Here is a 14274-nt window from a genome sequence, read left to right as displayed (position 1 = left end):
TGCTTCCCAGGGCTGGCTCTCGCCGGCCCTTTTGCTTTTCTCGACGAACTCCGGCAGAGACGCCCTTCTGGCCGTCTCCAGACGCCCATCAAGGGCGTCTCTACCCGGCACCCTTGCCCTGAGTTACACTTTCGCGCCATCAGCGAGGCCTCATGGCCAAGAAAGATCCCCGCATCGACGCTTACATCAGGAACGCGCAGCCTTTCGCGCGGCCCATCCTCAAACGTCTCCGCGCGATCGTGCACGAAGGCTGCCCCGAGTGCCACGAGACCCTGAAGTGGAGCATGCCGAGCTTCCTGTACAAGGGGATCCTGTGCGGCATGGCCGCCTTCAAGCAGCACGCCACCTTCGGCTTCTGGAAGCACCAGGCCGTCGTCGGCCCCAAGCCTGGCCGCGGCATGGGCAGCTTCGGCTGCCTCACCTCGATGAAGGACCTGCCGCCCAAGCGCACGCTGCTCACGCTCATCAGGAAGGCGAAGCAGCTGAACGACGAAGGCGTCGGCTCGCCCATCGCCGCGCGCAAGAAGCGGCCGCCGCTGCCGGTGCCGCACTACTTCCGCCTCGCGCTCCATAAGAACGCGAAAGCTCGCGCCGCCTTCGAGGCCTTCCCGCCCTCGCACCGCCGCGCCTACCTGGAATGGATCATCGAGGCCAGGCGCCCCGAGACGCGCGAAAGACGTATTGCCATCACGCTCGCCTGGCTCGCGCAGGGCAAAGCGCGCAATTGGAAGTACGCGCGCAAAATCGCTAATCGCTAATCGCTGCTTCACTCGTACCGCAGCGCCTCGATCGGATCCAGCGCCGACGCCCGCGCCGCCGGGTAGATCCCGAAGAACAGTCCCACCGCGACCGCCACCCCGAACGCCAGCAGGATCCAGAACACCGGCAGCGCCGAGGGCACCGGCGACAGCCAGTTCACCACCAGGCTGATCAGTCCCCCGATCACGATTCCCACGATCCCCCCGATGCCCGTCAGCACCATCGCCTCCAGCAGGAACTGCACCAGGATGTGCCGCCGCCGCGCCCCGATCGCCTTCCGCACCCCGATCTCCCGCGTCCGCTCCGTCACCGACACCAGCATGATGTTCATCACCCCGATGCCGCCTACCAGCAGCGTGATCGACGCGATCACCAGCATCACCAGGTACGCTCCTCCGGTCAGCGACTTGTACAGCTCGATGAACTGGTTCTGCGAGCCTACGTCGAACGAGTTCGGCTTGTCCGCCGGCACGTGCCGCCGCCGCCGCATGATCTCCGTCACCTGGTCGATCACCAGCGGCTGCGCCTCCTGCGAGTCCGCCTTCATCGCGATGGTCAGCGTGTCCTTCGACTCGGGATGCAGTTTCAGCATGGTCGTGATCGGCAGCCAGATGAAGTTGTCGCGGTCGAACCCGAACATCGACCCGCGCCGCTCCAGCACCCCCACCACCTCGAACGCGTCGTTCTCGAAGTGCACCGTCTTGCCCACCGGGTCCTGCCCCGGGAACATCGTCTCTGCCACCGTCGCGCCCAGGATCACCACGTGCGCCCGGTGGTACACGTCGCCCTCGGTCAGAAAGCGACCCTGCCGCACGTGCGAGATGTACACGTTGATGTAGTCCGCCTCCACGCCGAACACCTTCACGTTGGCCGCGCGGATGCGCCCGTACCGCACGTTCGGGTTCGGAAACTTCAGGAAGTCCAGCCCCAGGATGGGCGTCACCACCTCCACGTTCTTCGCTTCCGCGCGGATCGCCTCCGCGTCCTCGCGCGTCAGCTCCTTGCGCTGCCGCTCCTCTTCCGTCGGGAAGCGCCCGGCGAACTGCGGCATCCGGCTGACCGTCACGATGTTCGACCCCAGGCTCGAGACCTGCCGCGCGAACCATCCGTTCAGCCCCTGGATGACCGACGCGATCGCCACCACCGTCGTGATCCCGATGACGATGCACAGCACCGTCAGCGACGACCGCAGCTTCTGGCTGCGCAGCATCGCGAGCGCCATCCGGATGATCTGCCAGGTCATCTCGTCTTCACTCCGCCTGCAGCGCGACCACCGGGTCGAGTCTCGCCGCCAGCCACGCCGGGTAGATCCCGGAGAAGATGCCGATCGCCGACGCCACCAGCAGCGCCACCACGATCGCCCACAGCTTGATCGCCGCCGGTAGCGGCGAGGTCCACGACACGACGAACGCCAGCAGGATGCCGCCGGCGATGCCCGCCGCGCCCCCGCACCCCGTCAGGATCACGCTCTCCACCAGGAACTGCCGCAGGATGTCGGCGCGCTTCGCGCCCATCGCCTTCCGGATCCCGATCTCTCGCCGCCGCTCCGTCACCGACACCAGCATGATGTTCATCACCACCACCCCCGCCACCAGCAGCGAGATCCCCGCCACGATCACCGTCACCGTGAAGATGGCCGCCGTGGTCTGCCGCCACAGGTCGAGGAACGTCTCCGCCGTCGCCATCGAGAACCCGTCGTCGTCGTTGTACCCGCGGTGCAGCCGGCTGCGCAGGATCACCCGCGTCTCTTCCATCGCCAGCGCCATCTCCTGCGGCGTCTTCGCCTGCACCTGGATGTTCAGCGACCGGTTCTGCGTGCTGTACATCTTGCGGTACACCGTGATCGGGATGCGCACGAAGTTGTCCTGCGGGCTCCCCAGGAAGCTCCCCTTGCGCTCCGCGATCCCGATGACCGTGAACGTCCGCCCGTCGAGCGTGATCTCCCGCCCGAGCGGGTCTTCGCCGCCCGGGAACAGCCGGTCCGCCACGTCCGCCCCGATGATGATCTCGTCGCGCGCGTGCTCGATGTCGATCGGCGCGAAGTGCCGCCCCTCGCTCAGCTCCATCACCGACCCGATGTAGGGCGCGTTCACCGTGACCCCGCGCAGGTCCACGTTCTCCGCCGTCTTGTTGCCCCGCTTCGCGCTCTTGAATTCGTTGTAGACGCCCGCGGCCAGGTCGCAGTGCCTGCAGTCCGCCTCGATCGCCGCCAGGTCGTCCAGCGTCAGGTTGCGCCGCTTGGACTCCCGCCAGAAGTCGTCCAGCGAGCTGAACCCCTGCGAGAACTTGCTCACGCTGAACGAGGTCGACCCGAAGTCCATCACCTGTGCCGTCACGTAGTCGTTCAGCCCCTGGATCACCGACACCACCGCGATCACGCTGCCCACGCCGATGATGATGCCCAGCACGGTCAGGAAGGAGCGCATCTTGTGCGCCCGCAGCGCGTCAAACGCGATCGACAGGACTTCCCACTTCGGCATCGGAGTGCCGCGATGGTAGCACGCAGCCCGCTAGTGCAGCAGTCGCCGCCAGGGGGAGCCGGGCCGCGGCCGGTACCCCACTACCACGCTCAGCAGCAGCATGATGAGCGCCGCGATCGCCAGTTCGCGCGCATGCAACGGGTCGGCCACCGCCAGCGAGTGCGTGGGCGGCAGCAGGAAGAACGCGGTCAGGCAGGCCGTCAGCAGGCTGGCCAGCAGGCCCGCCCACCACCCGGCGAAACGCGCGCAGATCAGCACGATCCCCACCGCGACCGCGAACGAGGGCTCCTGCGCCCCGTTCGGCGCCCTTGCCGCCAGCACCACCGCGATCACGCTCGCGGCCATGGCCGCAGCGATCGGGATGGCGTACGCGTGCACCGGCCCTGCCTCCAGCACGTACGTCCCGTACGCGCCGAAGTGCCGGAAGCGGAAGTGGTAGCCCTGCCGCGGCACCGCGACTGCCACGCGCACCAGCGCGTCCGGGCCGAGCACCTGCCGCATCGCCATCAGGCGGTGGTTGCCGTCGTGCACGTAGTAAGCGCCGTGCGGCGTCAGGTTCACCACCGGCGGCGGTACCTGCCGGCCCTCGCGCAGCGTCGCCACCCAGCCCTCGATCACGTCGGGATCGACCTCGCAGCCGGCGAACTCCAGCAGCCCCAGCGGCACCTCGCGGAACTCCACTCCCACCCGCCCGCGCCACTCCTGCGGGCTCAGGTACAGGATCCACTTCTCGGCGAAGTCAGGGTTGTATGCGACGGCTGGTGCCGACATGGCGGGGAACCTTCCCCTTCAATAGACGACGGAATGGTTCGGCGCGTCTACGAGATTCGAGAGTAGCTGCTCGATTTCGCGCAGCTCTGCTCAGCGCCGCCGCGCCCCGATCGCGCCCCACAGCCGCCCCGTCTTGCCGTCGCGCCGGTAGGAGAAGAACTGCCTTGGCCGGCACACCGTGCACACTCCCGTGTCGCTGATGTTGGCCGGCAGCAGCCCGGCGTCTTCCAGTTGCCGCCGGTTGGCGGCGGCGAGGTCCAGATGCAGCCGCGGCCCGATCTCCTCGCTGTGCCCCGGCGCCCGCGCCGTCAGGAACAGCAGCGGGTACTTCTCCCGCACCGGGTCCGACTTGTAGACGTCGTGGAACAGCTCGGCCGCGTAGCTGAACTGCGATTCGAAGCGATCGCGCAGCTCGCGCCCCACCTCGTAGCAGCACGCGCGCGCGCCCGGCCCGATGGCCGCCACCAGCTTCGCCGGGTCCGAGCCGAACTCCTTGCGCATGCGGCCGATCCCCTTCTCGACCACGCGCGCGACCGTGCCGCGCCAGCCCGCGTGGAATGCGCCCACCGCGCGGTTCTCCGGGTCGGCCACCAGCACCGGGATGCAGTCGGCCGTCTGCACCGCCAGCAGGATCCCCGGCTCGCGCGTCAGCACGCCGTCGCCCGTCAGCGGGCGCTTCGGCGCGCGCTCGATCACGTGGATGGCGTCCGAGTGCACCTGCTTCAGCGTGACCACCGGCCATCGCCGCGCCCCGCTGCGCGCCCCGATCTCGTCGAGGAAGCGTGCCTGGTTGCGCTCGACCGCCGCGCGCGTCTCCTTCTCGCTCGCGCCCAGGTTCAGGTCCCCCTTCCGCCCGAAGCCCTCCGACACTCCGCCCACCCGCGTGCTGAACCCGTGCACCAGCCACGGCAGGCGCGCAAAGGACTTCGCGCGCAGCACGCGCGGGCTGGGAGCTTTGGCTTTGGCGGGCATCCGTTCGATTATGTCAGAACTGGTCGGTGCTCAGTGGTCGGTGGTCGACAACCTGATTTTACCGACCACCGTCCACCGACCACCGCCTCTGTTACCATCTTCCGTTCCCCATGTACGCCGACTTCCATGTCACCGAGCGCTGGTCCGGCAAGCAGCTCCACTGCGTCTACCAGGCGCTCCAGACGGCCATCTCCACCCGCCACGCCGACGCCGTCGACGTGAAGTTCGCCGTGGACGGCCGCCCGGTCTGGATCGCCCTGCCGCATCCCGCCTGGGTCCAGTACCAGCTCCGCACCGGCCGCGTCCTGACCGACCCGCTGGCCATCCAGGCCGCCGGCCATTACCTGAAACACGCCATCGAAGACGGCTCGGAAAGCGGCCGCCAGATGTACTCCCTTTCCCTCGAAGAGACGCTCCAGCACGTCGAAGCCGTGCTCGCAGAGAAGTCCCGCACCGCGGCGCAAGCGGCTGACCTCGCCGTCTAAGAACATTCCTCGCGCCGCGAGGAATCCCTACCTTACCCCGCCATCATCGTGAGAGTAGGGCTCCCTCGCCCGCCGCCGGGCTCGGGATGTTTCCTGCGGGGCCACCGCTGTTGCTACGCGATGTTCCTCGGTTGGCAACAGCCTGCCCGAAGATGCACAATATTCGTTTCGCAGGAGCGAGGAGATTCCCTTCTATGTCCACCGGGGCGCAAGTCAGCGAACTGGAACAGCTGTTGGAAGGCGGCAAGGTTCGACGCAACCTGAAGCCCGCCGAGCTCACCGAGCTCGCCGTCGCCCGCAAGGAGGCCATCATCGCCTCCAACGGCGCCGTCGTCGCCACCACCGGCAAGCGCACCGGCCGCTCCCCGAAAGACCGCTTCATCGTCAAGGACTCCACTACCGCCGCCGCCGTGGACTGGGGCGCGGTCAACCAGCCCTTCGCTCCCGAGAAGTTCGACGCCCTGCTCGCCCGCGTCACCGGCTACCTCAAAGGCCGGGACCTCTTCGTCCAGGACCTGTTCGCCGGCGCCGACTCCCAGTACCGCCTGCCCGTGCGCTTCATCAACGAGCTGGCCTGGCACAGCCTGTTCGTCCGGCAGTTGTTCGTGCGCCCCACCGACGCCGAGTTGCAGGCCCACGCGCCTGACTTCACCGTCATCGCCGCCCCCGGCTTCCTCGCCGACCCGCAGCGCGACGGCACCAACTCCGAAGCCTTCATCCTGCTCAACTTCACGCGCAAGATCATCCTCATCGGCGGCACGCAGTACGCCGGCGAGATGAAGAAGTCCATCTTCGGCGTCATGAACTTCCTGCTCCCTGAGCGCGGCGTCTTCCCCATGCACTGCTCCGCCAACATCGGCGCCGCCGGCGATACCGCCCTGTTCTTCGGCCTCTCCGGCACCGGCAAGACCACGCTCTCCGCCGACCCCGCCCGCCGCCTCATCGGCGACGACGAGCACGGCTGGTCGCCCACCGGCGTCTTCAACTTCGAGGGCGGCTGCTACGCCAAGTGCATCAAGCTCTCCAAGGCCAACGAGCCGCAGATCTGGAACGCCCTCCGCATGGGCGCCGTCCTCGAGAACGTCGTCCTCGATCCCGAGACCAGGAAGCCCAATTACGACGACGACCACCTCACCGAGAACACCCGCGCCGCCTACCCCATCGACTACATCGACAACGCCGTCATCCCCGGCGTCGGCGGCCATCCCAGGCAGATCGTCTTTCTCACCGCCGACGCTTTCGGCGTGCTGCCGCCCATCGCCAGGCTCTCGCCCGAGCAGGCCATGTACCACTTCCTCTCCGGCTACACCGCCAAGGTCGCCGGCACCGAGGCCGGCGTGAAGGATCCGCAGGCCACCTTCTCCACCTGCTTCGGCGCGCCCTTCATGCCGCGCGCTCCCAAGGTCTACGCCGAGATGCTCGGCCAGCGCATGCGCCAGCACGGCGCCCAGTGCTGGCTGGTCAACACCGGCTGGTACGGCGGACCTTACGGCACCGGCCAGCGCATGAGCCTGCCCTACACCCGCCAGATGGTCCGCGCCGCCGTCGACGGCAAGCTCAACGACGCCCAGTTCGTCCGCGAACCCGCCTTCGGCCTCATGATCCCCAAGCACATCGAGGGCATCCCCGAGCGCCTGCTCAACCCCCGCAACGCCTGGGCCGACAAGCAGGCCTACGACATGAAGGCCGCCGACCTCGCCGAGCGCTTCGCCAGGAACTTCGAGAAGTTCGACGCGCCCGACGCCGTCCGCCAGGCGGGCCCCGCCGCCCCCGCCAAGTAGCCGCGCCGCGATTATTGCTAGTGGACCGCGTCGCCCTTGATGTATAAGCGACGCCTCCCCGATCCCTAACGCCGGACGGAAATGCCTCTTCGCCGGACCATCGTCGGTCTTGCGCTCGCACTCATCACCTGCCACGCCCTTGCGCTCGCCCTCTCCGGGACCGGCCGCAAAGGCGTGATCGCCTCCAACCTCCTGCAATTCGTGGCGGCGGGGCTTGCCGCCGCCGAGCCCGCCGTGTTTCCCGGCGCCCGCTCCCTGGCTACCACCGCCGGCAGCGGCGATTGACAAGACCGGCCGCCAGACCTCAGTCTTCGGTCTTCGGTCTTTGGTCTTCACCTGACCCGATGTTCGCCCGCAAGCTCCAAGTCGAATACGAAGCCGGCGGCCGCCGCCGGCCCTGCCCGCTGAAGTGGCTCGACAGCTTCGCCATGCGCAACTTCACCAACGACGCCGTCTTCGACGACACCCTGCCCACCGCCGACGGCCAGATGGAAGTCGGCGCCCGCGTCCCGCTCGATAAGCTGCAGGCCGCGATGGAAGATTGGTTCCGCCGGAAGGGTTACTTGAAGGAAGGAAAGCTTCTACTGACCACTGACCACTGACCACTGGCCACTGACCACTGACTCTACGGGTGTCGCGGTTCGCCGCGTCCCTGCGCCGGCGTCATGCTGCCGTTGGGATTGACCTTCAGGATCATCAGCACCTTGTCGTCCACGTGCGTGCCCCCGCGCGAGAACTCCGTCACCTCGCGCAGCACGATGTCCACGATCTCCTGCGCGCTCTTCTCGCGGTTGCGCGCGATGCACGCCGCCAGCCGCTCGTGCCCGTATTCTTCTTCCTGCGTGTTCTGCGCTTCGCCGATGCCGTCGGTGCACGTCACCAGGATGTCGCCCGGGTTCAGCTTGGCCGAGCCGCGCTGGTACTCCGCGTGCGGGAACAGCCCGATCACGGTGCCGCCGTCGGTCAGCTGCTTGAACTCGCCCGTCTCGCCCGAGATCAGCAGCGGCGGCACGTGCCCCGCGTTGATGTAGTGCAGCCCGTTGCGCCGCGTGTCCACCAGCCCCATGAAGATCGAGAGATATTTCTCGCTCTTGGTGTCGTTGTAGATCATCTCGTTGAGCGAGAGCGTGAGCACTTCGAGCGAGTGCAGGTGCATCACCAGCGCGCGCAGCGTCGCCTGCAGGTTGCTCATCACCAGCGCCGACGCCACGCCCTTGCCTTCCACGTCGGCCACCACCAGCAGCAGCGTCTGCGGACCCAGGTTCAGGAAGTCGTAATAATCGCCGCCGCACTCGAAGCACGGCTCGTTCAGCACCGCGATCTCGTATCCCGGCACCACCGGCGCCGATTCCGGCAACAGCGACCGCTGGATCGACCGCGCCAGGTCCATCTCGCGCTGCAGCCGCTGCTTCTCCAGCGACTCGCGGTGCAGCCGCGCGTTCTCCAGCGCCATCGCCATGTGACCGGAGAGTTTTTCCAGGAAGTCCTGGTCGTCCGGGCCGAACTTCCCGTTCTTCGAGTTCAGCAGCTGGATGACGCCCACGATCTCGCCCGTATGGTGCCGGATCGGCAGGCACATCACGGACTTGGTGCGGAACCCCGTCTTCTGGTCGAAGCTGCGGTCGAAGAACTCCAGCGTGTAGACGTCTTCCACGTTGATGGGCTCGCCGCTCTCGCCCACCCGGCCGGCCACGCCCTTGCCGAACGGCAGCCGGATCTCCAGGTTCTCCAGACCCGACGCCACGATCGACCAAAGTTCCTTCTTCTGGTTGTCGACCAGGAACACCGTGCCGCGGTCCGCCTTGCACTCGGTCCGCGCGATCTTCAGGATCAGGTCCAGCAGCTCGGCCAGGTCGAGCGTCGAGTTCAGCAGGCGCGTCGCTTCGAACAGCAGCGAGAGCTGCGTGATGGTCTTCTGGCTCTCCTGCGCCGCCATCGCTTCCTGCACCGTCACGCTGGCGATCTCGGCGTACATCAGCCACCACTTCAGCGTCTCGTTCGAGACCGCGCCGCGCGTGTAGTTCGCGATCACGCCGGCCAGCCGCCCGCGCGCCGCCAGCGGATATACCGACACGTGGTCGAACCCCGTGCGCGCCGCGTACTCCTGATCGTCCCCGCCGAAGCTCGCCAGGCTCATGCTCTCCACCGGCTTCTTGATCTCGGCGACCTTCCCCACGACGCCGTGTCCCTTCGCCACGTAGTCGTGGCGGTGCGCCGCGTCTTTGCCGGCGGTGTGCGTCAGCCACGCCGAAGCCGACGCTTCATCCCACAGCCACAGCTCGGAGCGCTCCGCGCCGAAGTCCCGCGCCAGGATGGCCGGCACCATCGCCAGCACCTCTTCGCTCGATGCCGGCGAAGTGAAGCGCTCCACCGCCTCCGCGAACGCGGCGATGGGATCCTTGCGCGCTTCCTGCTCTGCTGCTGCCGTGCCCTTGGCGCTCACGAAACCTTTCCGGAGGCCGCCTGCCGCACTTGCTGCGCGGTCGGGTCCTTCCGCTGTGTCATGGGGGAGACTAGAGCCTCGATACTATAAGGCCGTTCCGCGGTGGTTGCAAGACGGTTAACACCCGCGTTACCGCGACAAAAAGCCGCCGGTGCGGGAGGAAACCCGTGCTCCGGCGGCCTGGGTCCCGCTCATGCAACGTGCCCTGTGCGGGCGCCCTTGTATCGCTCAGAAGCCCCTCCCATGCCCCCCGGATGGCCTGCCTAAGGTCACGGATTGGCGTTTCCCAGGCAGCCATCACCCTCCCGCCTCCCTGCATCTCCTTTCCCGTCGCCACAAAATGGCTCAATTACCGAGACTCTCAAGGAGGATGCGAGTGAAACGGACATTCCTGACACTGACCGTCGTGCTGGTCTTCAGCGTCGCGATGATGGCGCAGTCCAGCAGCTACCCGGCCGGCGGCAGCACGACCGGCTCCACCGACCAGGTGGGCACAACCAGCCAGAGCACACCCAACACCAACGCCAGCACCGATAAATCCAAGGATCGCGAAGGCAAGAAGGTCACCCTGAAGGGCTGCCTCTCGAAAGAGGGCGACATGTTCATGGTCTCCGACAAGGACCACCCGGCGGGCGTCCACCTCGACACCACCGAGGACCTGACCGCGCACGTCGGCCACAAGGTCCAGGTCAAGGGCACGTGGGAAGCCGCGTCGGCTGCCACCAGCTCGATGACCACCAGCCCCTCGACCACCGCCACGACCGGCACTGAGTCCAGCACCGGCTCGGCGGCCTCGGGCACCAGCGGCACGATGGCTGCGGGCGCGACCACCGGCACCTCGCCGGCGGCCAGCGGCTCCACCACCGCGACCACGGGCGCGACCAATCCGAACAGCACCAGCACCGAGCACGCCACGGGCGCCACCGCGCAGACGCCGAGTACCGCCGCCAGCGCCGGCACCACCGGCGGCACCGCCGGCACCACGACCACCGCCAGCGCCGGCACGGCGACCGAGACGAACCCCAGCACCATGCCGCAGTCCGGAACCACGACCGGCACGGTCTCCGGTTCGACCAGCACCACCTCGGGCTCGATGACCTCCGGCACCACGACCGAGTCGAGCTCCATGGCCGTCAAGGTCGACGAGGTCAAGCACCTCTCCGACAAGTGCGAGATGAACAAGAACCAGAACCCCACCAGCAGCAACCCGCAGTAACGGTCGCTCCAAAGCAAAAGCCGTCCGCCTAGGCGGACGGCCTTTCTCTTTCTCATGACTTATGTGGAGGCGGGCGACTCGCCCGCCAAACGGAGCGCCGGCTTCAGCCGGCAGGGGCGCGGGCAGTCCTCGCCCCGCGCTCAGTCCAGCCGAAGGCAGGACGTCAGAATCCAGCCAGGCACGTTGTGCCGGGTACCTGAACCGTAAGAGCGTGAGTCGACTTCACCGGACGACAGAAGCCGAAAGTCGCGTGTCAGTAGACTCTCGTCACGAAATTCGTCTGCAGCTGGCGCAAGCGCGCGTTCGCAACCTCGTAAAGGCAGCGTTCGTGAGCAGTTCCGGCACCGGATCCAATGTCATAGCCGTACTTAACCGCCTTGCAATATTGATCGCGGTACAGTCGCCAGCTTCTCTGAGATTGTCGCAGGCTGGCGGCTGCTTTCCGCATCGATGCTGTGACGACAGGACCGTACTTTCGCTCCTTCTGAGCGTCATTAATCCATTCGTTTGCGATTGATTCGACTAGGGAATCGATCTGCGCGTTTACCTTCTTTTGCTCTCGCCCATAGCAGTCCCGCGAGTCACGATTCGAGAAATTCTTCTGGTCACATGGGTCGCGAGGAACCGTGGGTGTTTGACCGAGCGAGGCGACTGAGCCCAGCAAGAAGAAAGCCAGCATGCCAGCCTTCATGTGAACTCCCGTTATTTGTCGTAATGCAGCAGGCTGAACACGTCGTGCCCGTCGAGCCGCGAGCGCCCCTTCAGGAAATCCAGCTCCACCACGAATCCCAGCCCCACCACGTCGGCGCCCGCGGTCTCGGCCAGGTGCACCGTCGCCGCCGCCGTCCCGCCGGTCGCGAGCAGGTCGTCCACGATGACCACGCGCTTCCCTTGGCCGACCGCGTCCTTGTGCAGCTCGAGCGAATCCGTGCCGTACTCCAGCTGGTACGTGACCTTGTGCGTCTCCGCCGGCAGCTTCTTCGGCTTGCGCACCGGCACGAAGCCCGCGTTCAGCCGGTACGCCAGCGCCGGCCCGAAGATGAACCCGCGCGCCTCGATCCCCAGCACCAGGTCCACTTTCTTCGCGATGTAGTAGTCCGCCAGCGCGTCGATCAGCGTGGCCAGCCCGCTCTTGTCCTTCAGCAGCGTCGTGATGTCGTAGAACAGGATCCCCGGCTTCGGAAAGTCCGGGATCTCGCGGATGAGCTTCTTCAGGTGATTGCAGTCCATGGATTTCTTCGGCGCTTGCGACATCCCTCTACCAGGCTCCTTCGATGCGGAATGCGTTCAGGTCTCGCGGTTGCGGCGCGTCGCTCTCCGCCACGTCGTCCACGCGCGCCGCCCGCGGACCCTGGTGCAGCTTCGCTTTGAGCGCCGCGTGCTGCTCCGGCGTGCCCGCTGCGACCACCTCCACCGCGCCGTCGGGATTGTTCCGCACCCAGCCGGCCACGCCCAGCGTCCGCGCCTCCCGCTCCACGAAGAAGCGGTAGCCCACGCCCTGCACGCGGCCCTTCACGACGTAGCGGCGGGTGATCGGTTCTGCGGCGGTCATGCGCTGGGGATTATAGTCTGCAGACTTCAGACGTCAGCCTTCAGCAGGATCGGTTCTGGCTGACGTCTGAAGTCTGATGTCTGAGGACTTCTTCACGCCCTCGACAAATACGCGCCCTCGCTGGTGTCCACGCGGATCTTCTCGCCTTCGTTGATGAACGGCGGCACCTGCACGATGAGCCCCGTCTCGGTCTTCGCCGGCTTGGTCACGCTCGAGGCCGTCGCCGCCTTGATGCCCGGCTCCGTCTCGATGACCGTCAGGTCCACCGTTTGCGGCAGCTCCACGCCCACCGCCTTGCCCTCGTGGAACTCGATCTTGATCTGCAGGTTCGGCGTCAGATACTCCACCGCGTCGCCCAGCGTGTCCCGCTTCAGGTTCGTCTGCTCGTAGTTCTCGGTGTTCATGAAGTAGTAGTCGTCGCCGTCCTGGTACAGGTACTCCATCTGCACCTCGTCCAGCACCACCTTGTCCACCGAATCTTCCGCCCGGAACTTGTAGTCGATCATCGAGCCGGTGCGCAGGTTGCGCAGCTTCGCCTGGATGAACCCGCGCTTGTTGCCCGGCGTCCGATGCTCCACCGAGAACACCTGGTGCAGGTCCTTGTTGTGCATGATGACCGCGCCGGGGCGCAGCAGGGTCGCAGTGATGGCCATGACTTCTACTTCTCCTTACCGTTCGCTTAGACGATTTGCCGCCGGATCGCGCCGCCTGGAAGGGGCGCAAAGGCAGGAACAAACAATAGATTTTACACGATTTGTGGCGGAGGGACCTATCCGCGGCTGCCCGCCGCTAGCGGGCGATTCAGCTCATGCCCGCGCCGCGCGGAAGGATCACCGGTGGCGACGCGTTCTGCTGCTGCTGCGGCTGCGTGTAGATGCGCTGCGGCGCCTGCGGCGCCTGCATCGGGTCGGCCGCCACCCGGTTCATGTCGATCTCGATCGCGCGCTGCAGCACCATGTCCACCGTCGAACCCGGCTCGAACCGCACCTCGTTGCCGCGCGTCAGCATCGCCGTCAGCAACCCGACGCCCGCGCCGATCCCTGCCCCGATGCCCGCGCCCTTCCCGCCGCCCACCCCCAGACCGATCAGCGTGCCGGTGCCGGTCGCGGTCGCGATCGTCGCGGCGTCCCGCCCCTTGGTGCCTTCCGCCTTCACCGTGCCTTCCTTGTCTTCGACCCGCTGCGAGTCGCTCGAATCCGACGCCCCCACGTTGCTCGCCATGTTCACCATGTAGCCGTTGGGATAGACCAGCCGCGTGAAGTGCATCTGGATCTCGGCGCGCCCCTTGATCCGCCCCGCCCGCTTCGCGCTGTCCACCACGCCCTGCACGTACGTCCCGGCGGGATCACCACCTGCCCATCCTGCACCACCGGGAACGACGTCTGCAGATACACCGCGTCGCCCGGCTGCGCCGTCTTGCTCGAGATGGCGTTCTTCAGCACCAGCAGCACCCGCGTCCCGGCCGGAACGCTCACCACCGGCTTGGCATGGGTGGCAGCCGGCTGCGCCTCCGCCGCCGGCGCCGCCGGTTGCTCCTGCGCGAAAGTCAAAACGCTCAACAGGACGAGCCCGAACACGACCAGCCGCTTCATGGCGACGCCTCCGATCCTCGCAAACAGGATTCTCCCGCTCCGAGATAACCCCGCGCAAGCAGAGTTGTTTCAGGATTTGTAAACCTGTGTAGCCCGGCACTTCGCCAGCCCAAGTGGAACCGTCGAACCAGGGCCACCACGATCCGGCGCAGGCTCTGTTCTCCTGCCGTGTCCGATGTCACAGACGACGATTCACTTCCGAGCGTTTACTGGCGCACCATGC

Annotated in this window: 16 protein-coding genes; 6 read left to right on the top strand and 10 right to left on the bottom strand. The window is 66.8% G+C overall.

Going from position 1 to position 14274, the window contains the following annotated elements:
• The first annotated feature begins 152 nt into the window (after positions 1-152).
• Positions 153-758, top strand: coding sequence for a YdeI/OmpD-associated family protein (locus VLA96_00660; GenBank protein ID HSE47698.1), 606 nt, complete (start codon positions 153-155; stop codon positions 756-758).
• 8 nt (positions 759-766) lie between these two features.
• Here the strand turns inward: VLA96_00660 and VLA96_00655 are convergent, their stop codons facing one another.
• From VLA96_00655 to pgeF, 4 genes are all read right to left on the bottom strand, one after another.
• Positions 767-2002, bottom strand: a complete 1236-nt coding sequence (locus tag VLA96_00655; protein ID HSE47697.1) for an ABC transporter permease — start codon at positions 2000-2002, stop codon at positions 767-769.
• 7 nt (positions 2003-2009) lie between these two features.
• Complete coding sequence (locus VLA96_00650) at positions 2010-3239, bottom strand: ABC transporter permease (protein HSE47696.1); 1230 nt, start codon at positions 3237-3239, stop codon at positions 2010-2012.
• 30 nt (positions 3240-3269) lie between these two features.
• Positions 3270-4010 carry a DUF4118 domain-containing protein gene (locus VLA96_00645; GenBank protein HSE47695.1) on the bottom strand — a complete coding sequence of 247 codons (741 nt, stop codon included), beginning with the start codon at positions 4008-4010 and terminating at the stop codon, positions 3270-3272.
• 90 nt (positions 4011-4100) lie between these two features.
• Positions 4101-4982, bottom strand: a complete 882-nt coding sequence (pgeF, locus tag VLA96_00640) for a peptidoglycan editing factor PgeF (GenBank protein ID HSE47694.1) — start codon at positions 4980-4982, stop codon at positions 4101-4103.
• A gap of 110 nt (positions 4983-5092) precedes the next feature.
• Here pgeF and VLA96_00635 point away from each other — a divergent pair, with 110 nt between their 5' ends.
• The 4 genes from VLA96_00635 (at position 5093) to VLA96_00620 (ending at position 7850) form a co-directional block, all read left to right on the top strand.
• On the top strand, positions 5093-5467 hold the full coding sequence (locus VLA96_00635) for a hypothetical protein (GenBank protein HSE47693.1): 375 nt from the start codon (positions 5093-5095) through the stop codon (positions 5465-5467).
• A gap of 194 nt (positions 5468-5661) precedes the next feature.
• Positions 5662-7248: a phosphoenolpyruvate carboxykinase (ATP) gene (pckA, locus tag VLA96_00630; protein ID HSE47692.1), complete on the top strand. Its 1587-nt coding sequence runs from the start codon at positions 5662-5664 to the stop codon at positions 7246-7248.
• A gap of 81 nt (positions 7249-7329) precedes the next feature.
• Positions 7330-7533, top strand: a complete 204-nt coding sequence (locus VLA96_00625) for a hypothetical protein (GenBank protein ID HSE47691.1) — start codon at positions 7330-7332, stop codon at positions 7531-7533.
• Positions 7534-7592: 59 nt separating this feature from the next.
• Positions 7593-7850, top strand: a complete 258-nt coding sequence (locus VLA96_00620; GenBank protein HSE47690.1) for a hypothetical protein — start codon at positions 7593-7595, stop codon at positions 7848-7850.
• 23 nt (positions 7851-7873) lie between these two features.
• Here the strand turns inward: VLA96_00620 and VLA96_00615 are convergent, their stop codons facing one another.
• Positions 7874-9691, bottom strand: a complete 1818-nt coding sequence (locus VLA96_00615) for a GAF domain-containing SpoIIE family protein phosphatase (protein HSE47689.1) — start codon at positions 9689-9691, stop codon at positions 7874-7876.
• Between the two features lie 376 nt (positions 9692-10067).
• On the opposite strand from VLA96_00615, the gene VLA96_00610 reads away from it, so the two are divergent.
• Positions 10068-10907: a hypothetical protein gene (locus tag VLA96_00610; protein ID HSE47688.1), complete on the top strand. Its 840-nt coding sequence runs from the start codon at positions 10068-10070 to the stop codon at positions 10905-10907.
• A gap of 253 nt (positions 10908-11160) precedes the next feature.
• On the opposite strand, the gene VLA96_00605 is transcribed toward VLA96_00610, so the two are convergent.
• The 5 genes from VLA96_00605 to VLA96_00585 all read right to left on the bottom strand — a co-directional run bounded on the left by VLA96_00605 (position 11161) and on the right by VLA96_00585 (position 13776).
• Positions 11161-11598: a lysozyme inhibitor LprI family protein gene (locus VLA96_00605; protein HSE47687.1), complete on the bottom strand. Its 438-nt coding sequence runs from the start codon at positions 11596-11598 to the stop codon at positions 11161-11163.
• 11 nt (positions 11599-11609) lie between these two features.
• The gene (locus tag VLA96_00600; protein ID HSE47686.1) at positions 11610-12161 is read right to left on the bottom strand and encodes an adenine phosphoribosyltransferase; all 552 of its coding nucleotides are present in this window, start codon (positions 12159-12161) and stop codon (positions 11610-11612) included.
• 4 nt (positions 12162-12165) lie between these two features.
• Complete coding sequence (locus VLA96_00595; GenBank protein ID HSE47685.1) at positions 12166-12459, bottom strand: acylphosphatase; 294 nt, start codon at positions 12457-12459, stop codon at positions 12166-12168.
• Between the two features lie 92 nt (positions 12460-12551).
• A complete protein-coding gene (gene efp / locus VLA96_00590) occupies positions 12552-13112 on the bottom strand; it encodes an elongation factor P (protein HSE47684.1) in 561 nt (186 codons plus the stop codon).
• Positions 13113-13260: 148 nt separating this feature from the next.
• Positions 13261-13776, bottom strand: coding sequence for a hypothetical protein (locus VLA96_00585; protein ID HSE47683.1), 516 nt, complete (start codon positions 13774-13776; stop codon positions 13261-13263).
• Positions 13777-14274 lie beyond the last annotated feature (498 nt).

Source organism: Terriglobales bacterium (assembly GCA_035457425.1).
Lineage (GTDB): Bacteria > Acidobacteriota > Terriglobia > Terriglobales > Acidobacteriaceae > JACPNR01.
The sequence above is the reverse complement of the archived record's forward strand: the minus strand, read 5'-3'. Positions and strand labels throughout refer to the sequence as shown.